This window comes from Pseudoalteromonas sp. S327, assembly GCF_005886415.1.
Classification (GTDB): domain Bacteria; phylum Pseudomonadota; class Gammaproteobacteria; order Enterobacterales; family Alteromonadaceae; genus Pseudoalteromonas; species Pseudoalteromonas atlantica.
On the sequence record NZ_PNDP01000067.1, the window covers coordinates 57,242 to 82,728 of the forward strand.

Here is a 25,487-nt window from a genome sequence, read left to right on the forward strand (position 1 = left end):
CCATGTCAGATTTAAAAACTATGATAGAAAACGCCTGGGACAACCGCGATAGCATTAGCCCAAGCAGTGTATCTAGCGATGTAAAACAAGCGATTATTGACGCACTAGAGCTTCTTGATAGCGGTGCAGCACGTGTTGCTGAAAAAATATCAGGCGAATGGGTCGTACACCAATGGCTTAAAAAAGCCGTTTTACTATCATTTCGTATTCGCGACAACCAACCAATGAACGACGGCGTAAATCAGTTTTACGATAAAGTACCGCTTAAATTTAGCGACTACACACCGGAGCAGTTTCAGCAAGGTGGCATGCGCGTAGTTCCTAACGCGGTAGCACGTAAAGGCAGCTTTGTAGGTAAAAACGTAGTACTGATGCCATCGTATGTGAACATTGGCGCCTACGTTGATGAAGGCACCATGGTTGATACATGGGCAACTGTTGGCTCGTGTGCACAAATTGGTAAGAACGTACACTTATCGGGCGGCGTGGGCATAGGCGGCGTTTTAGAGCCACTACAAGCTAACCCTACCATCATTGAAGACAACTGCTTTATTGGCGCTCGCTCTGAAATTGTTGAAGGTGTAGTAGTAGAGGAAGGCGCTGTTATTTCAATGGGCGTTTACATTAGCCAAAGCACCCGTATTTACGACCGTGAAACCGGCGAAATTCACTACGGCCGAGTACCAGCAGGCGCTGTAGTTGTGCCAGGTGCATTACCATCAAAAGATGGCACTCACAGCCTATACGCTGCAATTATCGTTAAAAAAGTTGATCAACAAACACGCGAAAAAGTAGGCATCAACGCCCTACTACGCTCAATTGATGATTAAATGAAGCTATAAGCTTTTAGCTGTAAGCCCTAAGCTGATTGGTGTTAAACGTAGGTTGGGTTGAGTGAAACGAAACCCAACGACATGTTAAAGCTTAGCGTTTTAGCAAAATATAGAAAGCTCTAAACCCTTTGGGTTTAGAGCTTTTTTGTTTAGATTAGAGTTTATCTCTTAAATAGCTAAACCGTTGGGTTTCTCTGTGCTCAACTCAACCTTAATTCAAAGCAATATACGTTTACAAAACAAACGACTGAATTAGCCAACACACCCAAGATATAATAAGGTAGTAAAGCATACTTGAAAGTTAGCAATTAATATTAAGGATTAATATGACAAAAACTGCTTTACGCTCAACTATTTTGCTACCGGTATTTTTGCCTGCGGTATTTATCATTCTGCTTTTGGTCATTGGTACAAGTAGTAACCCTGAACTGGCAGGGCAAGCATTCAGTGTCGCCCTCAAGTGGATAACAGAAACCTTTGGCTGGTTTTATATGTTATCAGTTGCGATCTTCTTAGTTTTCATCGTTTGTGTTGCCGCCTCCAGCTGGGGAAATATCAAGCTGGGCCCTGATCATGCGCAACCGCAATACAGCTTTGGCGAGTGGTTCGCCATGCTATTTTCGGCCGGTTACGGAGTCGCATTACTTTATTTTGGTGTAGCAGAACCTGTGCTCCATTATGCATCTCCGCCTGCGGGCGCCGCAGAAACCGTTGATGCCGCTAAGCAGGCTATGCAAATTGCATTTTTTCATTGGGGTTTTCATATATGGGCAATTTATGGGATTGTTGGTTTAGTGCTTGCTTACTTTGCATTTCGCCACGGTCTTCCGCTGTCTATTCGCTCAGCCTTGTATCCACTTATTGGTGATAAAATATATGGCCCTATTGGGCACACTGTTGATGTGTTTGCCATATTAGGCACGCTATTTGGTATTGCCACAACGTTAGGGCTTTCGGTTACTCAAATTAATGCCGGGCTGCACTACTTATGGCCAAGCATCCCTATTAATACCACGGTACAAATTACCGCTATTGTTATTATTACCGCAGCGGCAACGTTTTCTGTGGTGGCAGGTATGGATAAAGGTGTGAAGCGTTTATCTATAATAAACATGACACTCGCCGTATCATTAATGGCCTTTGTGTTTTTTATTGGCCCGACTATTCATATTCTTGAATCGTTTTTACAAAATACAGGCAGCTACCTCAGCGGTATTGTTGAGCGTACTTTTAATTTACAAGCCTATAGCCGTAGTGATTGGATTGGTAACTGGACCCTATTTATATTTGGCTGGACTATAGCGTGGGCACCCTTTGTTGGTATGTTTATCGCTAAAATTAGCCGCGGCAGAACCATTAGGCAATTTGTTGTGGGCGTGATGCTAGTTCCGACTATTTTTACCTTTTTATGGTTTTCTGTATTTGGCGATACCGCGCTAAATTTAATAATGAATGAAGGGTTTAATACTTTAATAACCGATGTTCAAGCAAACCATGCCGTTGCGCTATTTCAATTATTTGAAGTGCTACCGTTATCGTTTATTATTTCGCTACTGACGGTTATATTAATCATTACCTTTTTTGTAACCTCATCTGACTCGGGCTCGTTAGTTATTGACTCCCTCGCCTCTGGCGGGAGTATTGATACGCCTGCATGGCAACGGGTGTTTTGGGCTGTGCTTGAAGGCGCTGTGGCTGCTGTTTTATTAGTAGCAGGTGGGCTAAGTGCACTACAAACCATGACAATAGCCAGTGCCCTACCCTTTGCTATTATTATGCTTATTGCAACCGCGGGACTTTGGCGCGCACTTACCATTGAAGGCCATCGCGATACGAGCTTACAAGCACATGCGCTCAATAGCCGTAATGTTAACCTATCTCATTGGAAGCGCCGGTTAGCCGCTATGGTTAATTATCCCAATAAGGAAAAAGTGCATACCTTCATTAGTAGTGTGGTGGTAAAAGCAATGCAAGCTGTTCAAGCAGAATTAAAAGCGCGCCAGTGGCATGCCGAGGTAGATTTTGATACTGACTTAGGCCGCGCCCATTTAACCGTACTACGCCATGAACATGTTGATTTTGTGTATGATATTCGCCTTACTGAGCACCCAATGCCAAGCTTTGCCTATACAGAGCTAAAACCGGATGTTGATAACTCCGAGATGTATTACAAGGCAGATGTTTTCTTACGCCGCGGTGGGTTATCTTACGATGTATATGGCTACAGTGAAGATGATATTGTGAAAGACATTCTTGATCAATTTGAGAATTACTTGCACTTTTTAGGTAACAGCCCAGGGGAACTTCCGTGGGATATGGCCGAACACGATGACATGTTAAATAGCGACAAACCTTAAATAAAGGTATTAATTAACAGCGCAATTTTGATGCAATAAAAAAGGCACTTAAAAGTGCCTTTTTTATCTGCTCAATTAATTTTTTAATTATAGCGCGTTAAATACGTCGTCTGTTTTAGCTGCGCAAATAAAATCGTTTTTGTGTAGGCCTTTAATTGAATGGCTCCACCACGTTACGGTTACTTTGCCCCACTCGGTTAATAAACCAGGGTGATGGCCTTCATCTTCTGCCATATCACCTACTTTATTGGTAAACGCCATAGCTTGTTTAAAGTTTTTAAACTTATAAACACGCTCAAGTTGCATAATGCCGTCGCGTACCTCTGGTACCCAGTCTGGAATTTTTGTAATAAGTTGGGCAAGCTCTTCCTCAGATACTTTTGGCGCATCTACGTGACAGGCTTCGCATTTTTGTTCACTTAATGAAGACATTTTAAATCCTTACTTTAGCGTTTCTTTTTAAATTAAAGTTAACCGGCTAATTTTTCTTTAGGTGGAAATTTTGGGTCGTGCAAACCAAGCGCTTTAGCTTGCTCAACCAAAGTCATAATATCCATTTGCGATATATCAAACAGATCATGAATCGAATTTATGGTGTAGTACTGAGGTTGCATAATATCAATGCGGTACGGCGTACGCAGCACATCAATTACGCTCATAGGCGTTATCTCTGGTGTATCTGAATACACGTACTGGGTTTCACCCGGGCTTGATAATATACCACCGCCATATATACGCAGGCCGTTTTCGGTTTGCATTAAACCAAACTCAACCGTAAACCAATACATACGTGCAAGGTATACACGATCTTTTTTCTGCGCTGCATACCCTAATTGGCCGTATTTGTGTGTGAATTCGGCAAAGTCAGGGTTTGTTAGCATAGCGCAGTGGCCAAATATTTCATGGAAAATATCAGGCTCTTGCAGGTAGTCAAACTCTTCTCGGCTACGAATAAACGTCGCTACCGGAAATTGTTTGTTTGCCAATAACCTAAAAAATTCATCAAAATCGATAAGCGCAGGTACAGGCGCTACTTGCCAACCGGTGGTGGCAAGAAGCACTTCGTTAAGTTCGCTTAACTGCGGAATACGATCGTGTGGTAGGTTTATTTTTTTAAGCCCATCCATGTACTCATCACAAGCTTTGCCTTCTATGCACGCAAGTTGGCGCGTAACAAGCTCAGACCAAATTTTATTTTCTTCTTCGCTCCAATGAATAACACCGTTTTCATCGGGTGTTTTAGAGGTGTATTTACTTGCTTTAGCCATAATAACCTTCTTGGGGTTAAGCCCTAAATGTGTGTCAGTGTGATACTCAAGATTAGTGAATATCTAATGCAGCCATACTATGCAAAAGTGAAGAAAAGTTTAATAGTTAGGCGGATATCTACATTTAGCACGATCCCCTAAAGTGTACAGTTAAGATTACACCACCGACATTAATATTATACAACCACCAAATTAAAGGCGTTAAGGGTAAATTAAACTGTACACAAATAAATACAGCTAACAAATTAATGTAAAAGCTTGGTTTAAGTCGTCAATAATATCGTTAACATCTTCAAGCCCTACAGAGAGCCTTATTAAGCCATCACTTATGCCTGCGGCTGCTCGCTCCTCGCGTGTGTAAGGGGAATGCGTCATTGATGCGGGGTGCTGAATAAGCGTTTCGGCATCACCTAAACTTACAGCAAGTGTGCAAAGCTTCATGCTATCTATAAACTGCGCTCCTTGAGCAAGGCTGCCTTTAATTTCAAATGCAATAACGCCGCCTGCGGCTTTCATTTGCTTGCCTATATATTTGTTGCCAGGGTGCGATTTAAGCCCAGGGTAATAAACAATATTAACCTGTGGGTGCGCCTCTAAATATTCAGCAACCGTTTGCGCGCTTTGGCAATGGCGCTCCATGCGTATGGCTAAAGTTTTTAATCCACGATTAATAAGCCATGCGTCGTGCGGGCTTATGGTGGCACCAATATCTTTAAGTACCGTCATTTTTATTAAGGTAATGTGCTCATGCGTTCCACACACAAGCCCAGCTACTACATCGCCATGGCCGTTTAAGTACTTAGTGGCACTGTGCACAATAATATCTATGCCGTACTGCTTAGGTGATTGCAGCAGTGGCGTTAAAAAGGTGTTGTCGACCACACTAATTAAATTATGTTGCTTAGCGAGCGCGCCAATTAAGGCTAAATCAATGACTGCCATTGTGGGGTTGATTGGCGTTTCTACAAATATCATTTTTGAATTAGATTTTATAGCAGCGCGAAGCTCGCCCTCGTTGGTCATATCAACAAAAGTAACTTCTATTCCCCAGCGCGGTAACATGTGAGCAAAAAACGCAAAAGTACATCCATATAATGCACTTGATGCAATTAAATGATCGCCCTGCGATAAAAAGCTCAATACCGACGCCGATACAGCGCCCATACCTGTGGCGGTAGCTGCTGCGGCTTCGCAGCCCTCTAACTGTGCTACTTTTTGCTCAAGTTCGGTGGTGGTTGGGTTACCTAGGCGGGTGTAGATATAACCGGGCTCATCGCCTGCAAAACGCGCGGCACCTTGTGCTGCATTTTCAAAATGAAAGGTAGAGGTTTGATACAAAGGCGACGTGAGTGCGCCATGCGGATCGTTTGCTTTTTGCGGACCATGAATACATTGGGTATTAATATGCTGCTTGCTCATTGTGTGCTCTCGTTTTTATTATGTGTGTCAATTACATAAATAAAACGCACCGCAGTTTAAATCACAAGCATGCCGGATGCTCAGATGGCTATTTGTGCAAAAACCGCTCAGCGCGGTTTTGTACACAAATATTGCCACTGCTACTTTAGGACGTTGGCTCGGCCTTTTTACGGCTCATAATTTTGCTGGCAATACTTTGCACTGTGCCTTTTAACAAGCTGCGTTTGTTTTCAAGCCGTGGTAATGGGCGGCTAAGCTCCATTGCTTTGTAACCAATACGTGCTGTAAAAATACCGGCGCTTACACCTTGCGCTGCACGCCCCGAAAGCTTACCTAAAAGCTCAGCACTGAGTGCTGTGGCTGCTAAATCAGATACAAGCTCAGCACTGCCTACAAACATCACTTGTTTTATAAGCATACGGTAGAGCTTAATGCGGCTTGCGTAACCAAAACCAATGCCATAAATTTTACCAATTTGCTCTATTAACTTAGTACCGCGCCAAAGCACCGCCATCATATCCACCAGCGCAAGGGGGCTTAGGGCAACGAGCAGCGCTGACTCTGTCGCAAAGCGGTTTATAAGCTTTTTAGCTTGCGTGTCTTGCGTTATAAGCAAGCTATTTGCGTAAAGGGTCATTATTTCTTTATCGCTATGGTGGGTAGCCACTTGGTTTTTAAACGCTTCGAAGTTGTCTAGTTGTTGGTGCTTATTTAGTTTTTCAAGCCAAGGTAATGCGCCACCTACTTGCTCACTATTTAAGAGTCTGTCGGCTTCTTGGCGATGTAATTGATTACGCTTTAAACTGCGCAGCATTCTGTATTCGCGCCATAGCATGCGCCCAATTAGCAACACACCGCTTACCACCGCCGTTAAATACACGCCGCCTAAAATGACCGACTGCTGAAACGCAAACACTAACGAATAAGCAAACTCAAGTAGCACGAGCACTAAAAAGCTTACAGCAAACACCCCTTTAAGCGTTTGCCATTTAGACTTTTTATATACCGGCTCTAGGTCTATTTCTTCATCAAGAAGTTCATCTTCAGGCTCTTCAATGTATTCACTTTGACCCTGGGTAATTATTTTTGCAGGAGCAAGCGTCGCCTCAACCTGCTCATCAGCTTGGCTATCAATTCGCCTACCTGCTTGAAAAGTTTGCTGTGTGTCGTTCATGATAATTTGTCTCCTAACAAGTACTGCATCACATGATCAAGGCGAATATGCTTAAGTTGCTTATCGGGGTTTGGCATAGGCGCAAACGATAAAAACTCAAAGCCCTGCGCTGGCCACTCATTTTTATTAAGCATGCGCTTTGGTGGCTGTGGGGGTAAATAAGTAAGCCAATCTTGCTCGTTTAATGGTTTACCATAAATACAATCAAGTGTTTGGCCTTTATCGGCCACTTGGCGCGGCTGCGTTGCTGCAATTGACGACATTGCCATGGTTTCTATTTGTACGCCATCAAACTTTAAGTGATTACTTTGCTCATGCACTAGCGAGTCAAGTAGTAGTGCTAAATCTTTATGGTGCTTAGCACTTATATGATCTGACTTATTTGCAGCAAACAGTATTTTATCTATGTTGGGTTTAAATAAACGCTTAAAAAAACCCGACTCGCCGTAATTAAAGTGTGCGAGTAATTGGTTTATTACACTACTTTGCTCTTGGAATGTTTCGTGGCCTTCGTTTAATGCGCTGAGTACATCTACCAACACAATTTGACGATCAAAATGTTTAAAGTGCTCATTATAAAATGGCTTAACTACTTCTTTTACATAGGCGTTAAAACGCTTAATTAAATGCGCTAAGTTAGAGCCTGGCACTACCTCATCTCTTTTTATATGCTGAGCATTTACCGGAAAAAACAATAAAAGCGGCGCACCTTGTAAGTCGCCAGGCATTAGCATGCGCCCAGGTTGTAACATGGCAAGCTTAGTATCTTTTTTAAGGCCCACCAGCATACTTTGATAAAGCGCTGCAATGTGTGCAAGTAAGCCTTCATCTACAGGGGCATTTAAATCAAGCTGTTCAAGCGCGTTTAAAAATTCAGTAGAGGTATTCACACGTGGGTGCTGTAGTAACAGCGGGTATTGTTGCTCGCACCACTGACTATAGCTTTGCTCAAGCATAGGTAAATCAAGTAGCCACTCACCTGGGTAGTCAATAATATCTAAATACAGCGTAGATTGCGGCGAAAAATGCCCACGCAACCCAGATGCGCTTTGGTATTTAATCGCTAAACGCAGGGTATTAATACGCTCGGTTGATGGAGGCCATGTAGGCTCCCCATCGCTTGGGAGCAAGGCATTAAGCGCCCGCGGATAGTCAAACGTAGGCACTTTTAACGCCTCTTGCGGCACCACTTTGGTGGCTATATGGCGGTGCTCTCGCATTACATCAAAAAACGGTAAGTTTTTATCATCGCTTTGTGTTGTAAGGTGCTTAACAAGTGCGGTAATAAACGCGGTTTTACCACTGCCACTTAGACCGGTTACGGCCAACTTTACGTGTTGATCTAAACTGCGATGAAGGGCTTTTTGGGCTGAACCTTTAATACTTTTAAAGGTTTTTTTGGCAAATGAAGTGCTACTCATAATGGGCTAGCACTTCATTGATGCTGTTAATCACCGAACAAAGTGCTATTAAATCCTTTAAAGTTTGTTGATTTCACGGCTAACCGTAAACTCGCTTGAAGTAACATGGCGCTCCATATCTTGAAGACGCGTGTCTATTCGCGTTAGACGCTCTTTTAAGTCTTGCAATGCGCGGCGCGGTGGCTCGCCTTTTTGCCATACTTTAAATTTAACTTCTAGCGGATCGTCAGTTTTAGTTGAGCTACTAGTATGTATAGTTGTGGGGTCTTTTTTATCTAAAATAAACCACGCTGCAATATACGCTACCACAAATAATGGGCCACCCGTTAGCAGTACCGCACTAACAAAAATAATGCGAACTAACCATAACTCCATATTAAAGTAGTCACTTAATCCCGCACATACACCGGCGATTTTGCCGCGCTGTGGGTCTCTTAATAATTCGCGTTTGGCACTCATACTTTGCGTCTCCATTGTGGTGACTCTTGATCGAGTAATGCTTCAAGGGTTTCTACTCTATCAGCCATTTTTTCAGCCTTGTGGGCAAGTTCCAATAACTGGCGATGTTCATGCTCACTTAACCCTTGGCTCACTTGCTTTTTGCTACGGTAGTGCAAAATTAACCACAGTGGCGCAACAAAAATCATGAACAAGATAAATGGTGCAATTAGTATCTCTGGATCAAACATAATCCTCTCCTGACAATCCGTAATCGATGTTTTAAGCAGTGGGGCACTTTAAGTACCCCTTTATAAGTTATTTATCAGCTAGCTTCTTTTTAAGTTCGGCAAGCTCATCATCTATCTTTTCATTTTTTTGTAGGTCGGCAATTTCATCTGCAAGCGACTTTTTACCTAAATCGTAAGACTCTATTTGAGATTCTAGTCCATCAATTTTAGTTTCGTAGCGCTCAAAGCGATTAAGTGCATCTTCTACTTTAGAGCTATCAAGGGCTTTTTTCACTTCAAGGCGCGACTCAGCCGAACGTTGACGTAAAATAATTGCCTTTTGACGTGCTTTAGCATCGGCTAGCTTTTCTTGTAGAGTAGTGACTTCTTGCTGAAGTTTCTCAATGTGAGACTCTACATGCTCAAGCTCAGACTCTACTGCTGCAACTGCTTCTGCCGATTTTTGCTTTTCAAGTAATGCTGAACGCGCTAAATCGTCGCGGTCTTTACTTAATGCAAGCTCTGCTTTGTCTTGCCAATCGCTTACTTGTGCTTTTAGTGTATCTACACGACGTACTAATTCTTTTTTCTCAGCCAGTGTTTTAGCTGACGTAGAGCGCACCTCTACCAATGTGTCTTCCATCTCTTGGATAATAAGACGAACCATTTTTTCTGGGTCTTCTGCTTTATCTAAAATGGCATTGATATTAGAATTAACAATGTCTGCAAAACGCGAAAAAATTCCCATAACATTTACCTCTGTAATATAAACTTAGTTGGTCTGCTGTAACTAGTATCAATATGCTTGCCAACTTTTTAAAATCTAAAATACACTTTATTTTCATTAAGTTAAACTAAATATACAAATTCCTTTAGTTATCCCTGATTATGAAATACACTAACTGTTAGCAAAAATGACCAAGAGTTAGGAAAAATGAGCCAATATCGCCAACAGGATAATTTACTCGGCCAATCTGATAGCTTTTTAGCTGTACTTGATCAGGTATCGCAGTTAGCTAATTTAGATAAGCCAGTGCTTATTATTGGCGAGCGAGGAACCGGTAAAGAGCTTATAGCCGCCCGTTTACACTTTTTATCAAAGCGTTGGGATCAAAACTACGTAAAGCTTAACTGTGCAGCCCTTAACGAAAACCTCCTCGAAAGCGAATTATTTGGTCATGAAAGCGGTGCTTTTACCGGGGCAAGTAAACGTCACGAAGGTCGCTTTGAGCGCGCTAACAGCGGTACCTTATTTTTAGATGAGCTGGCTAATACATCGGCCATGGTACAAGAAAAGCTTCTGCGCGTTATAGAATACGGTGAATTTGAGCGGGTCGGTGGTAAACACACCGTAAAGGTAGATACTCGTTTAGTGTGTGCCACCAACGAAGATTTACCCAACCTTGCAGAGCAGGGCGAATTTAGAAGTGACTTACTTGACCGCTTAGCCTTTGATGTAATTACCCTGCCACCACTGCGCGAACGTCAAGACGATATTATGCTACTCGCTGAGCAATTTGCCATGAATATGGCACGCGATTTAGAGTGGGAGTTATTTAGTGGCTTTACCCGCAGCGCCACCGAAACCCTGCTAAATTACGATTGGCCTGGTAATATACGCGAGCTTAAAAATGTAGTTGAGCGAAGTTTGTATCGTCATGGTAATGAACATATTCCCGTTCACCAGATTATTTTAGACCCATTTGAAAGCCGTTTTAGACCCAAAGCACGCATTAAAGCTCCTATTGCAACACCGCTCGCCCCAGCTGAGCCTACAACACTAGCCACACCTGTTAGCGAGCTTAGTAACGAGCTTAGCTCTCCAATTGAATTTCCGTGTAGCTTAAAAGAGCGCTCTAACGAATTTGAAATAAATATGATTAATAAAGCCCTTGAGCATAGCCAATTTAATCAAAAGAAAACTGCAGAAGTACTCGGTTTAACGTATCATCAATTACGTGGTTATCTTAAAAAATACAATTTATTAGAAGATAAATAGTTAGAGGTTATGCGAGTGCATAAAATACTACTTGTTTTACTAGCCAGCACCTTAACAGGCTGCTTTGATAGTAAAGAAGAAATTATAGAAGAGAAAAACCAAGGCCTCGTTTATTGCGCCGAAGCGAACCCTGTGTCGTTTAATCCGCAAGTAACAACCACTGGCTCAACTATTGATATTATTGCTAATCAGTTATTTGACCGTTTAATTAGTATTGACCCTGTTACTGCAGATTTTAAAAGTGAGCTGGCAACCGATTGGAAAATTAGCAACGATGGAAAGTCGGTCACCTTTACGCTGCGTAAAGGCGTAAAATTTCATTCTACCTCGTACTTTACCCCTACTCGCGATTTTAACGCTGATGATGTTATTTTTACCTTTAGCCGATTATTTGACGTGTACAACCCGTACCATTTTGTAGGCGATGCAAACTACCCGTATTTTCAAAGTGTGGGGCTCGATCAGCTTATTCGTAAAATTGTGCGCGTGTCTGACTATCAAGTGCGCTTTGAGCTATTTCACCCAGAAAGCAGTTTTTTAACGAACATGGCCACCGACTTTGCCGTGGTGCTGTCGCAAGAATACGCAATGCAATTAAAAGCGCGAGATCAAACTAATTTATTTGATCAGTACCCTATTGGCACAGGCCCCTACATTTATAAAGAGTACCGACGCGATCACTTAGTGCGCTTTTACCGCAACCCCCTTTATTGGAAGCACGATGTTGCCCTTGAACAGCTGGTTTACGACATTACGACAAACGGCACTACGCGCATAGCAAAAATGCTCACTAAAGAGTGCGATGTAACCGCGCACCCAAGTAGTGCACAACTGAGTATTTTAGCGCAACGAGACGATATAAACGTTGAAAAAGAAACCAATTTAAATATTGGTTATTGGGCCTTTAATACTGAGCGCGCCCCTTTTGATGACATTAGAGTGCGCAGAGCCCTTGCGCATGCAATTGATATAGACAAAATAATGCAAGCCGTTTATTACGGTAATGGCATACGCGCGCAATCTATTTTACCGCCGACCTCGTGGGGCTTTGAACCACAAGAAAACATGCCTATGTTTGACCCAGAGCTGGCTAAAAAACTGCTCATAGAAGCGGGGTTACCGAATGGCTTTGATATGACCATTTGGGCAATGCCGGTGAGTCGAATATACAATCCTAATGCCCGCAAAATGGCTGAGCTGATGCAAAGCGATTTACGCAAAATAGGTGTTAACGTAAGTATTGTTGAATACGAGTGGAATACTTTTATTCAGCGTATAGGTGAGCACCGCCACGATAGCGTATTACTCGGCTGGGCTGCCGATACCCCCGATCCAGATAACTTTTTTAGCCCATTACTAAGTTGCACCGCCACTTTTAGCGGTAAAAATCCAGCCAATTGGTGTAACCCACAGTTTGACTTATTGCTTACCCAAGCGCTCGACACCACCGATTTAAGTTTGCGCAAACAATATTACGATCAGGTTCAAGCGCTGATTATTGATCAGCTCCCGTTGGTGCCTATTGCTCATGGTATGCGTTTTCAAACAAATAGTGCCGATGTAGAAGGGATAACCCTTGGCCCATTTGGGGCTATTTCACTCGCAAATGCGAGGAAAAAATAATGATACTTGATTATATATTACGCCGCCTTGGCTTGTTTTTATTCATGATTTTAATGCTAAGCATATTTACTTTTTCGCTTAGCTACTTGTTCCCAGGGGATCCGCTTAGCAACCTAAGTGGCATTCCTAGCGGTAATTTTTCTCAGCACAGTGAGCTTGAAGATAAATACATGTATGACAGCAACTACGTTATGCAGTATTTAGCGTTTTTAGGGCGTATATTTCAAGGTGACTGGGGTGTGTCGTTTGCCTCGGGGGATAACGTTTTTCAGCACATTTTAGATTTAATCCCAGCAACTTTAGAGCTGTGTGTTTATGCGCTTATTGTATCGGTTGTGGTAGGTGTACCAGCAGGCATTTTGGCCTCAGCATACACACGCCGTTGGCCAGATAAATTAATTAGCTCTACCACCATGATTGGTTACTCTATTCCGGTTTTTTGGTTAGCGCTGTTACTTATTATGATTTTTTCGCTCAAGCTGGGCTGGTTTCCTATGTCGGGTAGAATGGGGTTACTATTTGAAATACCGCCTAATACTGGGTTTATATTAATCGATATTATGCTCGCAGGCTTCCCCTACAAAGGTGAAGCATTTATAGATGCACTGCATCACTTAACACTGCCAACCATAGTGCTAGCCATGTTTCCTACCACTGTTTTAGTGCGCTTTACCCGCGACTCTATGCTTAAAGTAATGGATCAAAGCTTTATAAAAACGGCCAGGGCAAAAGGCCTTAATCGCCGCCAATTAATCATGTATCATGCGCTGCGCAATGCGCTATTGCCAGTAATAAAACAAATAGGGCTGCAATTTAGTACGCTTATTACGCTTGCCATGATAACCGAAGTTATTTTTTCTTGGCCGGGTATTGGCCGTTGGCTAATCGATAGTATTTACCAACGAGACTACCCTGCTATTCAAGGCGGTTTAATGGCGGTGTCTATGTTTGTTATTATTGCCACTATTGTTGCCGAGCTTACATATACTCTGTTCGACCCAATTTCGCGGAATCAGGCACATGGTAAAGTTTAAATTATTTTCTGAAGAGTCGAATAAATCGCCGCTGGCGCGTTTTTGGCGCAAATTTAAAAACAATCACCCCGCCTTGGTGGGATTATGGATTTTTATGGCGTTTGCGTTATTGGCCGCCAGTGCGCCCTTTTTAGCGCCGTATGGAGTTAACCAGCAACATAGCGATGCTTTACTTATACCGCCATCATGGCGAGAAATGGGCGATGTGCGCTTTATTTTGGGCACCGATGATTTAGGACGCGATGTACTCTCGCGCTTAATGAATGGCGCAACCTACACGTTTGGCTTATCGGTGGTGGCTGCCTTTATTACTACCATTATTGGTGTGCTTGTTGGCACTTTTGCCGGCATTAGCCGCGGCCTTCGCTCAAGCTTTTTAAATCACTTGCTTGATATCACGCTCTCTATTCCGTCTTTGCTATTAGCGATTATTATTATCGCAGTGCTTGGGCCGGGCTTAATGAATACAGTGTGGGCTATTATATTGGCGTTATTACCGCAATTTATTCACTCTATTCGTAATTTAATTGTTGATGAGCTAAGTAAAGACTACATTACCGCTTTTAGGCTTGATGGTGCCTCTAACTGGCATATTTTGTCGCGGGGTATTTTTCCTAATATTTATGAGCACATTGTGGTTATTTTTACCACCGCGCTTTCTACTGCTATTTTAGATATTGCTGCCTTAGGCTTTTTAAAACTTGGTGCACAGCCCCCTACAACCGAATGGGGCGCCATACTGGCTGAGAATTTAGGCCTTATATATTTAGCACCTTGGACCGTTGCGCTACCGGGTGTATTATTATTTTTAGCGGTTTTGTCTACCAATTTAGTAGGTGATGGCCTACGAAAAGTGCTTAAAGCACGTAAGGCTGATTAAATGCAATTACTCGACGTTAGAAATTTAACCATAGAGCTGCGTACCTCTGAAACGGTAATTCGCGCTGTAGATAGAGTCAGCTTTAGCCTAAAAGAAGGCGAAGTACATGGCTTGGTGGGTGAGTCGGGCTCTGGTAAAAGCTTAATAGCCAAAGCCATTGTTGGGGTACTTAACGAACGCTGGCATATAACAGCCAATAGAATGCATTGGCGCGGTGTTGATTTAATGCGCTTAACCCCAGAGCAACGCAGAAAAACAGTCAGCCAAGACATTGCGATGATTTACCAAGACCCTAGCCGCTGCCTTGACCCGACCGCTAAAATATTTGACCAAATAGCCGAAACACTGCCTGAAACATCCACTAAAGGCTTTTTTTTAAAGCGCAATAGAGAACGTAAAGACCGCGTAAAAGCACTTATCCATAAAGTGGGTATTAAAAACCACGACGCTGTGCTTGATAGTTACCCGCACGAGCTCTCAGAAGGCGTGTGCCAAAAGGTCATGATTGCCATGGCCATAGCGCGCACTCCTAAGCTACTAATTGCTGATGAGCCGACTACAGCGCTTGAAAGCACCACCCGTGCACAGGTATTTAGGTTGCTAAAAAGCTTAAATCAATTAAAAAACATGTCTATTTTGATGATTTCTCATGAGCTTGAAGAAATAGCCGACTGGTCGCACGGTATTCATGTTTTATATTGTGGGCAAATGGTTGAAGCCGGCCCAACGCAACGTATTTTTCGCCAGCCTCGCCACCCTTACACGCAAGCGTTATTAAAAAGCTTACCCAATTATGAGCAAGGCTTGGCACACAAAGAACCCTTTTATGCACTTAAGGGCACTATCCCTACTTTGCAACATTTACCTATAGGTTGCCGATTAGGCCCACGCTGCCCTCAAGCACAAAAAGAATGTGTAATTACCCCTGCACTTACTAAGCACCATGGGCACAGCTATGCGTGTCATTTTCCGCTTATTAAGGAGATGAAGTAATGCAACCGGTATTAAAAGTACAAGCGCTTTGTAAAACCTTTAACATACGTGCCGGTTTATTTAGCCGCAAAAAATTTGAGGTACTAAAAAATATCTCTTTTTGTGTGGGCAAAGGCGAAACAATCGCAGTAATCGGTGAAACCGGTGCGGGTAAAAGTACACTCGCTAAATTACTCGCAGGGGCAGATAGCGCCGACAGTGGGCAAATTTTATTAGAAAGTAATATTATTGAAGATGACGGCGTGCGCGATGATCAATGTCGACATATCCGCATGATATTCCAAGACTCCGCTGCCTCGCTCAATCCGGGTCTCACCATAGGTGATATGCTAGATGATTGCTTGCAGTATAATACCGATTCAGACCAACTGGCTCGCCAAGAAAAAATAGATGCCACGCTTTCTAAAGTGGGACTGCTAATCGATCATCAACATTATTACCCTCACATGTTTAGTGTAGGCCAATTGCAGCGTGTAGCGTTGGCGCGGGCGCTCATTTTAGACCCTAAAGTGGTGGTGCTTGATGAAGCGCTATCAGCTTTAGATCCCTCCGTTCGTGCGCAAACAGTTAACTTATTACTTAAGCTGCAAAAAGAAACCGGTCTAACTTATGTACTCATTACGCACCATTTAAGTTTAGTGCGCCATATCAGCGATCAGCTAGTGGTGCTTGAAAAAGGTGAGGTAGTAGAATATGGGCGTACCGAAGAGGTGTTTCAAAATCCGCAATCAAAAGTAACACAGCGCTTAATTTGCTGTTAATACTAAGCTTATATTTATAAAACAATACTGCCTAATCATTTGACTAAGCACATTGAAGTTATAAAAAAGGCGCGTTACTTATAAAGTAACGCGCCTTTTTTTAATGTATCGCGATTATTCTGCTGCTTGCTCTACCACAGGTAGATTTAGCTCAGCTTTAGCCTTTAAAGACTCAATAAACGCTAAGTAGTTTTTGTTAGCTTGCGCCATAGTAATGTTTTGCTGTACTTGCGGGTCGATATTTGCGGTTACTTGCGCATCGCTTACCGATTTAAGTGCAACAATTGCTGCATCACCGTTGTTTAAATCAACCACGTCTGTGCTTGGTGCATCATTAGGACGAGGCATTTTAAACGCTTGCGTTACAATAGCAGGCGAAACCGTGTAGCTTTGACGCGTTAAGCTCGCTTCTTCACGTACCGTTAGGTTTTGCTCACTGGCCACATCACTTAGCGTTTTACCTGCTTGAACTTGTGCAAATAACTCACGTGCTTTTTCTTTAGCAAGTGTTGATGCTTTTTCATTAACTAAACGTGTTTTGATTTGCTCACTCACTTGCGCAAGCGGTTTAGTTGCAGATGGCTCGTATTTATTTACACGTACTACAATAACGTGCTCATCACCTAGCTCAATCACTTCTGAGTTTACTTTATCTTCAAGTAATTCTACTGAGAACAACTGAGAAATTACCGCAGGTGTATTAAGTGGCTCTGGCAATGCATTACGTGCAACAAGTGGCGTGGTTTTAACTTCAACGTCTGCCACTTCTGCTGCATCGTCTAAACGGTCAGAAATCTCAAATGCTAAGGCACCCATTTCTGTTTGCTTTTCGTAAAACGCATCTACTTTTTCAGTTTGCTCAAGCTCTGCACGTAAGTCGGCTTTTACGTCGTCATACGCTTTCACTTGCTCTGGCTGTAAGTCAGTAAGTTTAATAATGTGATAACCAAACTCTGATGCTACAACTTCTGAAATATCACCTTTGTTTTGAAGCGCAAATGCAGCATCTTCAAAAGCTGGGTCCATTACATCGCGTTCAATCCACTCTAGGTCGCCGCCCATTTCGCCACTCACAACATCATCAGATGATGACTCTGCAAGCTGTGCAAAATCAGCACCTTGCTCTAACTGCTCATGTAATGCGTTGGCTTTTTCAAGCGCGGCATCATCATCTTCGCTGTTATCAATTAAAATGTGCGATACACGGCGTTTTTCAGGCTCGATGTATTGTGCTTTATTTTGCTCATAATACGCTTTTACGTCGTCTTCTGTTACCGACTCTACGGTGATATCTTGTGCTTTAAGCTCAATGTAATCAACCGATACACGCTCTGGCGATAAAAATTGTGATGCGTTTAGCTCGTAGTAATCAGCAATTTCTTGCTCAGATACGTCTACGTTTGCTTGTAACGCTTCTTTGCTTAACACAAGGTAGTCTATGCTACGCGTTTGCTGCTGCAGGGCTGCAGCGCGTTTAAGCTCGTTTTCAAGTGCAAACTCAGTACCAGCAACCGCAGACACTAATTGGCTGCGTGTCATGTCTTTACGTAAGTACTCACGAAAAGCATCTGGTTGAAAGTTCATTTGACGAATTACTTGTAGGTAACGGTCGTTATTAAATTTTTCACCAATTTGAAAGTACGGTAGTTCTAAAATTGTTTTACGTACGCTGTCGTCGCTTACGCGAAGGCCTAAATCTGCCGCTAATTGTGATTGCAATTCTTGTTGTACTAAGCGGTCAATTACACCTTGACGAATTTGCGCCATGTAATTTGGATCTGCACTGATTTGTGCAAAGTATTCGCCAAATTGTTGCTCTAAACGGCTACGTTCGTTTTGATAAGCACGATTAAATTCGGTTTGGCTAATTTTAATTCCATTTACTTCAGCAACGGGTTGTTCTGGGGTTTGACCTAAGTAACTACCGATCCCTGCTAAGGCAAAAGATAAAATCACCGCGCCTAAAATTATTTTGGCTACAGGACCCTGTGAGCCCTCTCTGATTTTCTCAAGCATTTGTTTATCTCTTATTGATCAAGGTATTTTACCTTGTCATATGTAAAAAAAGCGTATCTTACCAGATACGCTTTTTCACTTGAAGTAACTGGCGGTGAAGTTACTTAATTCATCGATTAGGATAATTAAGTTTATATACACTCGCCATAACTAATCTGTATTTAAACAGTGATTAGTTTACTGCGTCTTTCAGCGCTTTACCGGCTTTGAAAGAAGGAATATTTGCCGCAGCGATTTGGATAGTTTCACCAGTTTGTGGGTTACGGCCTGAACGAGCAGCACGCTCGCGTACTGAGAAAGTACCAAAACCTACAAGTGCAACTGAATCGCCATCTTTAAGCGCTCCAGATACAGACTCGATGAATGAATCTAGTGCACGACCTGCAGCCGCTTTAGAAATGTCAGCGTCAGCTGCGATTTGATCGATTAATTGAGATTTATTCACAATATCATCCTCTTTCATTGTTATTATCAAGAGCGATTGTTTTTTAAACTAACATCACTTTTTTGAAAATTTTAGAGCAAACTTTTAATGCTCACATGATTATATTTTTCTTAAGCCTAGGCCCCATAAGGGCTAGGCTCGAAAACCAGTGCTTAACTTATCATACCGATTAGATTTGAAAAGCCCTTTAAAGCACTTTTTTTGGGTTTTTTATTGGTTTTTCGGTGTTTCGACTGAAAAACTCTCAACAGGATGCACTAAAGCTAACTTTAATACTTCATCAATCCATGTAACTGGGTGAACATCTAAGCCTGCCAGTACGTTATCTGGGATCTCTTTTAAGTCACGTTCGTTAATTTTTGGAATGATGACTGTTTTAATTCCACCACGGTGTGCAGCAAGTAGTTTCTCTTTTAAACCACCAATAGGCAGTACTTCACCGCGCAGTGTTATTTCACCTGTCATTGCTACATCGGCTTTAACGGGGTTACCTGTTAAGCTCGATACTAAACCCGTTACCATTGCTGCACCGGCACTTGGGCCATCTTTAGGGGTCGCACCCTCTGGTACATGCACATGAATATCGCGTTTTTCGTAAAAATCGTTATTAATACGGAACGTATCACCACGATTACGAACCACCGTCATGGCCGCTTGTATCGACTCTTGCATTACATCGCCCAGTGAGCCTGTGTAGCTTAGTTTGCCTTTACCTGGCACAGCCGCACATTCAATGGTCAGTAAATCGCCGCCTACTTCGGTCCACGCTAAGCCTGTTACCTGACCAATGCGGTCGCCGTCTTCAGCTTTACCGTAGTCGTAGCGCTGTACACCTAAAAACTCTTCTAGGTTATCTTGATTGATAGTGACTGTTTTAGTCTCTTTATCAAGTAAGATATTTTTAACGGCTTTACGACATAGTTTAGATACTTCGCGCTCTAAATTACGTACGCCCGCTTCACGCGTGTAGTAACGAATAATGCCAATAATTGCACTGTCTTCTATTACTAGCTCAGAAGGTTTTAAACCATTGCGTTTAACTTGCTTAGTAATTAAGTGCTCTTTTGCAATGTTTAGCTTTTCATCTTCGGTGTAACCCGATAAGCGAATAACTTCCATTCTGTCCAATAATGGACCAGGAATATTAAAGCTGTTTGATGTTGCTACAAACATTACATCCGATAAATCGTAGTCTACTTCTAAGTAGTGATCAGCAAAGTGGCTGTTTTGCTCCGGATCTAGCACCTCTAATAGTGCTGATGCTGGGTCGCCGCGCATATCAGATGACATTTTGTCGATTTCATCTAACAAGAATAATGGGTTTTTAACGCCCACTTTTGTCATGTTTTGAATCAGCTTACCTGGCATAGAGCCAATGTAAGTACGACGATGACCACGAATTTCAGCTTCGTCACGTACGCCACCTAATGCCATACGAACATATTTACGACCCGTAGAGCGTGCAATAGACTGCCCTAGTGATGTTTTACCAACACCCGGTGGTCCTACTAAACATAAAATAGGCCCTTTGAGCTTATTAGTACGTTGTTGCACCGCGAGGTATTCAATTATGCGTTCTTTAACTTTATCTAAGCCGTGGTGATCGCTATCAAGAATTTTTTGCGCGCCTGCTAAGTCTTTTTTCACTTTCGAGCGTTTTTTCCATGGTACGTTAATTAACGTATCAATGTATGAACGCACTACAGTGGCCTCTGCAGACATTGGCGACATCATTTTAAGCTTATTAAGCTCAGCTGATGCTTTTTCTTTCGCTTCTTCTGGCATACCTGATTCTTCAATACGCTTTTTAAGCGCTTCAAATTCGTCAGGTACATCATCAAGCTCACCAAGTTCTTTTTGAATGGCTTTCATTTGCTCGTTGAGGTAGTACTCGCGCTGAGACTTTTCCATCTGCTTTTTCACGCGGGTACGAATTTTTTTCTCAACTTGCAATAAGTCTATTTCACCTTCCATCAGTGCCATTAAGTATTCTAAGCGCTCTGTAACGCTTGAAATCTCTAACACTTTTTGTTTTTCAGGCACTTTTAATGGCATATGCGCTGCCATTGTATCGGCAAGGCGTGCTGGCTCATCAATGCCTGAAACAGAGGTTAATACCTCAGGTGGAATTTTTTTATTAAGTTTTACATAGCCTTCAAACTGGCTAACAGCGCTGCGGATGAAAATATCTTGCTCTTGCTCATCCACTGAATCAGATTCGATGAACTGAGCATTCGCTACAAAAAACTCATCGTTATCTACAAATTCTTCAATTTGTGCGCGCTGCGTACCTTCAACTAAAACTTTAACTGTACCGTCTGGTAACTTTAATAACTGAAGTACAGTAGCAATAGTACCGATACGGTAAATATCGTCTTGCTCAGGTTCGTCTACAGTTGCATCTTTTTGTGCAACCAAGAAAATTTGTTTGTCTTTATCCATTGCCGCTTCGAGGCATTTTATTGATTTTTCACGGCCTACAAAAAGCGGGATCACCATGTGCGGATATACCACAACATCGCGCAGTGCTAACACTGGGATTTCGACTCGATCGGTTCTCTCAAGCGTCATTATAGTTTCTCTTCGCACTTCATTTATTTAAAAGATTACTCAAGTATATGGGGATAATCTAATTAAAGTTCAACAATTTTCTCCAACTCGTTCAAATTAATTATAAAAAAAGGAGCCTAAGGCTCCTTTTTTATACAAATAGCTTAAAAACTATTCTGATGCAGCTTTATCTTGATTATTGTTTTCATAAATCAAGATTGGGTCAGATTCACCTTTAATCACGGTTTCATCTATAACCACTTTGCTTACATCATCCATTGATGGCAGCTCATACATAGTATCAAGCAGTACGCCTTCAACAATTGAGCGAAGTCCGCGAGCACCTGTTTTACGCTCCATTGCTTTGTGAGCAATAGCGCTTAGTGCATCATCACGGAACTCTAATTCAACGTCTTCCATACCAAACAATACAGAGAACTGTTTAGTAATGGCGTTTTTAGGTTCACTTAATATTTGTACAAGTGCCGCTTCATCAAGCTCAGTTAATGTAGCAACAACAGGTAAACGACCAATAAACTCAGGAATTAAGCCGTACTTAACTAAATCTTCTGGCTCTACGTCTTTAAATGTTTCGCTTAAAGAGCGGCTCGACGCTGACTCTTTAACGTTAACACCAAAGCCAATTCCGGTATTTTTATGGCTACGCTGTTCGATTACTTTATCTAGGCCTGCAAAGGCACCACCACAGATAAATAAAATCTTAGAGGTATCAACCTGTAAAAACTCTTGCTGCGGGTGCTTACGACCACCTTGTGGTGGTACTGAGGCAACCGTGCCTTCAATTAGTTTAAGCAGCGCTTGTTGTACGCCCTCACCCGACACGTCACGTGTAATAGATGGGTTATCTGATTTACGCGAAATTTTGTCAATTTCATCAATGTAAACAATACCACGTTGCGCTTTTTCTACGTCGTAATCACATTTTTGTAGCAGTTTTTGAATGATGTTTTCTACATCTTCACCTACATAGCCGGCTTCGGTTAGTGTAGTTGCATCTGCCATAGTAAACGGTACATCAAGTAAACGCGCAAGTGTTTCTGCCAGTAATGTTTTACCACTACCTGTAGGGCCAATAAGCAAAATGTTACTTTTACCTAGTTCTACTTCTTGCTTTGTAGATTGGTTACGTAGGCGCTTGTAGTGATTGTATACCGCTACAGACAATACTTTTTTAGCATGGTCTTGACCAATTACGTAGTCATCTAAGTGATTACGAATTTCTTTTGGCACAGGTAGTTTATCAGACGAATTATGCTTAGGAGCAATGTCTTTGATTTCTTCCCTGATAATATCGTTACACAGCTCTACACATTCATCACAAATGTATACTGAAGGACCTGCAATTAATTTACGCACTTCGTGTTGGCTTTTGCCACAAAAAGAGCAGTATAACAATTTATTACTTTTGTCGCCGTCTGTAGGAGTGTCAGACATTCAGCTACCTCTTTTATACGTTGGCTGCCAAATAAGGTTGGCAACTATTTCAAATTCGCTTTTAACTATACCAAAATTTACTGGTTTTCGCATAGTAACTCAAAGTGGCAAGCAATTATTTGCTTGCCTACACGCTTACTTGCTTTCGCGACTTGTAAACACTGAGTCAACCAGGCCGTAATCTACAGCTTGTGATGCACTCATAAAGTTATCACGGTCAGTATCGCGTGAAATAACATCTAATGGCTGGCCTGTATGCTCTGCCATTAAGCGGTTAAGTTTGTCTTTAATAGACAGAATTTCTTTTGCGTGTATTTCAAAGTCAGATGCTTGACCTTGGAAACCACCTAACGGTTGGTGAATCATTACACGTGAGTTTGGTAAACAAAAACGCTTACCTTTAGCGCCAGCAGTAAGCAAAAATGCGCCCATGCTTGCCGCTTGGCCAACACAAATTGTACTTACATCTGGTTTGATGAAGTTCATTGTATCGTAAATTGCCATACCAGCGGTTACCGAACCACCTGGTGAATTAATATATAAAAAGATATCTTTTTCAGGGTTCTCTGATTCTAAAAATAGCATTTGCGCTAAAATTAGGTTTGCCATGTTGTCTTCAACTTGGCCCGTTAAAAAGATAATTCGCTCTTTTAATAGACGCGAATAAATGTCATACGAGCGCTCACCTTTAGCTGTTTGTTCAACAACCATAGGGACTAATGCATTTAGGGGATCTGTCATACCAGTGTTCATACTTTTTTAATTCCTTATGCGCTTATGCTTTTTCTTACTAAAGGAAGCATAGTTATCATTTTTCGCAAATTATGGGGCACAAACTAAAATGGCCCGGGCACACTGCATAAACAGAGTAACACGAGCCATTTAATCGTTAGCGAGCGCTTAAGTCAATGACTTATTAAGCACCTTGCTGAGGATTCATGATGTCATCAAATGCTTTTTCAACGTCAGACACGTTTGCTTTAGCTAAAATAGCTTCAACAGCTTGCTCTTCCATTGCAACATTACGCATTTGCTGCATAAGTTGATCATTTGCTTTGTAGTATTCTACTACTTCAGTTGGATCTTCGTAAGCAGATGCAACTGTAGCAATTAATGCTTCAACTTTTTCATCATCAACTTTGATATCGTTTGCTTTGATCACTTCACCTAGTAATAGGCCAGTTTTAACGCGAGTTACAGCTTGCTCGTGGAACAATTCAGCTGGAAGCTCAGGCATGTTTTTAGCGTCGCCACCAAAACGTTGAGCTGCTTGCTGACGTAGTGCGTCAACTTCTTGATCAATAAGTGCTTTAGGCACTTCGATTTCGTTGTTTTCTAAAAGACCTTTAATCGCTTGGTCTTTCACGTTAGCTTTAACCGCTTGGTCTAGCTCACGTTTCATGTTCTTTTTAACTTCTTCTTTAAGCGCGTCTACGCCGCCTTCGGTAACACCGAACTTAGTTGCAAACTCTTCGCTTAATTCAGGTAGCTCTTGTGCTTCAACTTTTTTCACTGTGATAGTGAATTGAGCCGCTTTACCTTTCAGGTTTTCAGCGTGGTAATCTTCAGGGAAAGTTACATCAGCAACTACTTCTTCGCCTGCTTTTTTACCAACGATGTTGTCTTCAAAACCTGGGATCATACGACCTTGGCCAAGCTCAAGTGGGAAGTCTTCAGCTTTGCCGCCTTCAAACTCTTCACCGTCGATAGTACCTACGAAATCAACTGTTACACGGTCGTTTTCGCCAGCAGCTGCGTCAACATCAGCCCAAGAAGCGTGTTGCTTACGAAGTGTTTCTAGCATGTTTGCTAAATCTTCGTCAGTTACTGTTACTGCTGGTTTTTCTACTGCAATTTTGTCTAAACCTTGAACTTCAACTTCAGGGTATACTTCAAACGTTGCTGTAAACTCTAAATCTTTACCTGCTTCAAGTGATTTAGGTGCAAATGATGGTGCGCCAGCAGGATTAATTTTTTCAGCAACAATTGCTTCAATGTAGTTACGCTGCATTACTTCGCCAGCTACTTCTTGACGAACCGCAGGTCCAAAACGCTTGTTAATTACTGAAACTGGTACTTTACCAGCACGGAAGCCATCGATACGCTGCGTTTTTGACAGTTGTTGTAAGCGTTTTTTTACTTCGGTCTCAACGTTCTCTGCAGGAACGGTGATGGTCAGACGGCGCTCAAGGCCTTGAGTCGTCTCAACAGAAACTTGCATGATTTACCTCAATATTCAATTTTGGCGACTGTTCGCCTTCCTTACAAACAAAGTAATCTTCATGAGTCTTGATAAATTTTAAAGCGATTTTTCACTAAAAAGCATCCGTCACTACCATGAGATCCCATTGCTGCTCTGCCCTTCGGGCACTATGTTAAACAATAGACGCGGCATTATAACCTAATAATTATGATAGTCGAGTGTAGGGGGCAATTATTTGGACTAGTTTAGCTACGATCGAGACCAACTGCGTAAAAAACAGACTAACTGGTTCGTTAAAGCGATATTTTAGTAGGAAGTAAATAGAAGTTATTGTTGAGTGATTACTCGTTTACTTTCTTTAAAGTTAAGAAAGTGGTCGGCGATGCAG

At 42.1% G+C, this 25,487-nt stretch carries 22 protein-coding genes; 8 read left to right on the plus strand and 14 right to left on the minus strand.

The features are described 5' to 3' along the window. The first annotated feature begins 2 nt into the window (after positions 1-2). Entirely contained in the window at positions 3-830 is an 828-nt protein-coding gene (dapD, locus tag CWB60_RS18540) for a 2,3,4,5-tetrahydropyridine-2,6-dicarboxylate N-succinyltransferase (protein ID WP_024033809.1), read from the plus strand. Positions 831-1,159: 329 nt separating this feature from the next. Continuing rightward, positions 1,160-3,190, plus strand: a complete 2,031-nt coding sequence (locus CWB60_RS18545) for a BCCT family transporter (protein ID WP_055253111.1) — start codon at positions 1,160-1,162, stop codon at positions 3,188-3,190. Positions 3,191-3,277: 87 nt separating this feature from the next. Here the strand turns inward: CWB60_RS18545 and CWB60_RS18550 are convergent, their stop codons facing one another. From CWB60_RS18550 to pspA, 8 genes are all read right to left on the minus strand, one after another. Next, the gene (locus tag CWB60_RS18550; RefSeq protein WP_004586913.1) at positions 3,278-3,622 is read right to left on the minus strand and encodes a 4a-hydroxytetrahydrobiopterin dehydratase; all 345 of its coding nucleotides are present in this window, start codon (positions 3,620-3,622) and stop codon (positions 3,278-3,280) included. 38 nt (positions 3,623-3,660) lie between these two features. Continuing rightward, positions 3,661-4,458 (minus strand): phenylalanine 4-monooxygenase, encoded by a 798-nt coding sequence (phhA, locus tag CWB60_RS18555; protein WP_029774298.1) that lies wholly within the window; start codon positions 4,456-4,458, stop codon positions 3,661-3,663. 237 nt (positions 4,459-4,695) lie between these two features. Next, positions 4,696-5,877, minus strand: coding sequence for a methionine gamma-lyase (gene megL, locus CWB60_RS18560; protein WP_138578433.1), 1,182 nt, complete (start codon positions 5,875-5,877; stop codon positions 4,696-4,698). Positions 5,878-6,022: 145 nt separating this feature from the next. Beyond that, entirely contained in the window at positions 6,023-7,051 is a 1,029-nt protein-coding gene (locus CWB60_RS18565) for a TIGR01620 family protein (RefSeq protein WP_138578435.1), read from the minus strand. Continuing rightward, the gene (locus CWB60_RS18570) at positions 7,048-8,472 is read right to left on the minus strand and encodes a YcjX family GTP-binding protein (protein WP_138578437.1); all 1,425 of its coding nucleotides are present in this window, start codon (positions 8,470-8,472) and stop codon (positions 7,048-7,050) included. Before CWB60_RS18570 ends, CWB60_RS18565 begins: the two co-directional genes overlap by 4 nt. A 57-nt stretch (positions 8,473-8,529) precedes the next feature. Beyond that, positions 8,530-8,931, minus strand: a complete 402-nt coding sequence (pspC, locus tag CWB60_RS18575) for an envelope stress response membrane protein PspC (RefSeq protein WP_004586908.1) — start codon at positions 8,929-8,931, stop codon at positions 8,530-8,532. Beyond that, entirely contained in the window at positions 8,928-9,161 is a 234-nt protein-coding gene (pspB, locus tag CWB60_RS18580; protein WP_004586907.1) for an envelope stress response membrane protein PspB, read from the minus strand. The genes pspC and pspB overlap by 4 nt, the downstream gene beginning before the upstream one ends. Positions 9,162-9,228: 67 nt before the next feature. Next, positions 9,229-9,888 (minus strand): phage shock protein PspA, encoded by a 660-nt coding sequence (gene pspA / locus CWB60_RS18585; protein WP_004586906.1) that lies wholly within the window; start codon positions 9,886-9,888, stop codon positions 9,229-9,231. A gap of 186 nt (positions 9,889-10,074) precedes the next feature. Between pspA and pspF the strand changes: the two genes are divergently transcribed. From pspF to CWB60_RS18615, 6 genes are read left to right on the plus strand one after another with little or no spacing between them, the layout of a single operon-like run. Then, on the plus strand, positions 10,075-11,139 hold the full coding sequence (gene pspF / locus CWB60_RS18590; protein ID WP_138578438.1) for a phage shock protein operon transcriptional activator: 1,065 nt from the start codon (positions 10,075-10,077) through the stop codon (positions 11,137-11,139). A 15-nt stretch (positions 11,140-11,154) separates the two neighbouring features. Next, positions 11,155-12,762: an ABC transporter substrate-binding protein gene (locus CWB60_RS18595; RefSeq protein WP_138578440.1), complete on the plus strand. Its 1,608-nt coding sequence runs from the start codon at positions 11,155-11,157 to the stop codon at positions 12,760-12,762. Beyond that, on the plus strand, positions 12,762-13,796 hold the full coding sequence (locus CWB60_RS18600; RefSeq protein WP_138578442.1) for an ABC transporter permease: 1,035 nt from the start codon (positions 12,762-12,764) through the stop codon (positions 13,794-13,796). The genes CWB60_RS18595 and CWB60_RS18600 overlap by 1 nt, the downstream gene beginning before the upstream one ends. Further along, on the plus strand, positions 13,783-14,676 hold the full coding sequence (locus CWB60_RS18605; protein WP_024033801.1) for an ABC transporter permease subunit: 894 nt from the start codon (positions 13,783-13,785) through the stop codon (positions 14,674-14,676). The genes CWB60_RS18600 and CWB60_RS18605 overlap by 14 nt, the downstream gene beginning before the upstream one ends. Continuing rightward, positions 14,677-15,669 carry a peptide ABC transporter ATP-binding protein gene (locus CWB60_RS18610; RefSeq protein ID WP_138578444.1) on the plus strand — a complete coding sequence of 331 codons (993 nt, stop codon included), beginning with the start codon at positions 14,677-14,679 and terminating at the stop codon, positions 15,667-15,669. Then, on the plus strand, positions 15,669-16,430 hold the full coding sequence (locus CWB60_RS18615; protein ID WP_004586900.1) for an ATP-binding cassette domain-containing protein: 762 nt from the start codon (positions 15,669-15,671) through the stop codon (positions 16,428-16,430). The genes CWB60_RS18610 and CWB60_RS18615 overlap by 1 nt, the downstream gene beginning before the upstream one ends. A gap of 114 nt (positions 16,431-16,544) precedes the next feature. On the opposite strand, the gene CWB60_RS18620 is transcribed toward CWB60_RS18615, so the two are convergent. The 6 genes from CWB60_RS18620 to tig all read right to left on the minus strand — a co-directional run bounded on the left by CWB60_RS18620 (position 16,545) and on the right by tig (position 25,117). Beyond that, the gene (locus tag CWB60_RS18620; RefSeq protein WP_121637756.1) at positions 16,545-18,446 is read right to left on the minus strand and encodes a SurA N-terminal domain-containing protein; all 1,902 of its coding nucleotides are present in this window, start codon (positions 18,444-18,446) and stop codon (positions 16,545-16,547) included. Positions 18,447-18,618: 172 nt separating this feature from the next. Next, positions 18,619-18,918: an HU family DNA-binding protein gene (locus tag CWB60_RS18625; RefSeq protein WP_286247754.1), complete on the minus strand. Its 300-nt coding sequence runs from the start codon at positions 18,916-18,918 to the stop codon at positions 18,619-18,621. Positions 18,919-19,101: 183 nt separating this feature from the next. After that, on the minus strand, positions 19,102-21,462 hold the full coding sequence (gene lon, locus CWB60_RS18630) for an endopeptidase La (protein WP_138578446.1): 2,361 nt from the start codon (positions 21,460-21,462) through the stop codon (positions 19,102-19,104). A gap of 150 nt (positions 21,463-21,612) precedes the next feature. Continuing rightward, positions 21,613-22,896 carry an ATP-dependent protease ATP-binding subunit ClpX gene (gene clpX / locus CWB60_RS18635; protein WP_004586896.1) on the minus strand — a complete coding sequence of 428 codons (1,284 nt, stop codon included), beginning with the start codon at positions 22,894-22,896 and terminating at the stop codon, positions 21,613-21,615. Between the two features lie 135 nt (positions 22,897-23,031). Continuing rightward, positions 23,032-23,649, minus strand: a complete 618-nt coding sequence (clpP, locus tag CWB60_RS18640) for an ATP-dependent Clp endopeptidase proteolytic subunit ClpP (protein ID WP_055253119.1) — start codon at positions 23,647-23,649, stop codon at positions 23,032-23,034. A 163-nt stretch (positions 23,650-23,812) separates the two neighbouring features. Further along, complete coding sequence (gene tig, locus CWB60_RS18645; protein ID WP_138578448.1) at positions 23,813-25,117, minus strand: trigger factor; 1,305 nt, start codon at positions 25,115-25,117, stop codon at positions 23,813-23,815. Positions 25,118-25,487: the final 370 nt, after the last annotated feature.

What these genes read in the sequence shown, in the direction of transcription:
- dapD (WP_024033809.1), top strand. Translation starts at nt 3, where the DNA reads ATGTCAGATTTAAAAACTATGATAGAAAACGCCTGGGACAACCGCGAT.
- CWB60_RS18545 (WP_055253111.1), top strand. Translation starts at nt 1,160, where the DNA reads ATGACAAAAACTGCTTTACGCTCAACTATTTTGCTACCGGTATTTTTG.
- CWB60_RS18550 (WP_004586913.1), bottom strand. Translation starts at nt 3,622, where the DNA reads ATGTCTTCATTAAGTGAACAAAAATGCGAAGCCTGTCACGTAGATGCG.
- phhA (WP_029774298.1), bottom strand. Translation starts at nt 4,458, where the DNA reads ATGGCTAAAGCAAGTAAATACACCTCTAAAACACCCGATGAAAACGGT.
- megL (WP_138578433.1), bottom strand. Translation starts at nt 5,877, where the DNA reads ATGAGCAAGCAGCATATTAATACCCAATGTATTCATGGTCCGCAAAAA.
- CWB60_RS18565 (WP_138578435.1), bottom strand. Translation starts at nt 7,051, where the DNA reads ATGAACGACACACAGCAAACTTTTCAAGCAGGTAGGCGAATTGATAGC.
- CWB60_RS18570 (WP_138578437.1), bottom strand. Translation starts at nt 8,472, where the DNA reads ATGAGTAGCACTTCATTTGCCAAAAAAACCTTTAAAAGTATTAAAGGT.
- pspC (WP_004586908.1), bottom strand. Translation starts at nt 8,931, where the DNA reads ATGAGTGCCAAACGCGAATTATTAAGAGACCCACAGCGCGGCAAAATC.
- pspB (WP_004586907.1), bottom strand. Translation starts at nt 9,161, where the DNA reads ATGTTTGATCCAGAGATACTAATTGCACCATTTATCTTGTTCATGATT.
- pspA (WP_004586906.1), bottom strand. Translation starts at nt 9,888, where the DNA reads ATGGGAATTTTTTCGCGTTTTGCAGACATTGTTAATTCTAATATCAAT.
- pspF (WP_138578438.1), top strand. Translation starts at nt 10,075, where the DNA reads ATGAGCCAATATCGCCAACAGGATAATTTACTCGGCCAATCTGATAGC.
- CWB60_RS18600 (WP_138578442.1), top strand. Translation starts at nt 12,762, where the DNA reads ATGATACTTGATTATATATTACGCCGCCTTGGCTTGTTTTTATTCATG.
- CWB60_RS18605 (WP_024033801.1), top strand. Translation starts at nt 13,783, where the DNA reads ATGGTAAAGTTTAAATTATTTTCTGAAGAGTCGAATAAATCGCCGCTG.
- CWB60_RS18610 (WP_138578444.1), top strand. Translation starts at nt 14,677, where the DNA reads ATGCAATTACTCGACGTTAGAAATTTAACCATAGAGCTGCGTACCTCT.
- CWB60_RS18615 (WP_004586900.1), top strand. Translation starts at nt 15,669, where the DNA reads ATGCAACCGGTATTAAAAGTACAAGCGCTTTGTAAAACCTTTAACATA.
- CWB60_RS18620 (WP_121637756.1), bottom strand. Translation starts at nt 18,446, where the DNA reads ATGCTTGAGAAAATCAGAGAGGGCTCACAGGGTCCTGTAGCCAAAATA.
- lon (WP_138578446.1), bottom strand. Translation starts at nt 21,462, where the DNA reads ATGACGCTTGAGAGAACCGATCGAGTCGAAATCCCAGTGTTAGCACTG.
- clpX (WP_004586896.1), bottom strand. Translation starts at nt 22,896, where the DNA reads ATGTCTGACACTCCTACAGACGGCGACAAAAGTAATAAATTGTTATAC.
- clpP (WP_055253119.1), bottom strand. Translation starts at nt 23,649, where the DNA reads ATGAACACTGGTATGACAGATCCCCTAAATGCATTAGTCCCTATGGTT.
- tig (WP_138578448.1), bottom strand. Translation starts at nt 25,117, where the DNA reads ATGCAAGTTTCTGTTGAGACGACTCAAGGCCTTGAGCGCCGTCTGACC.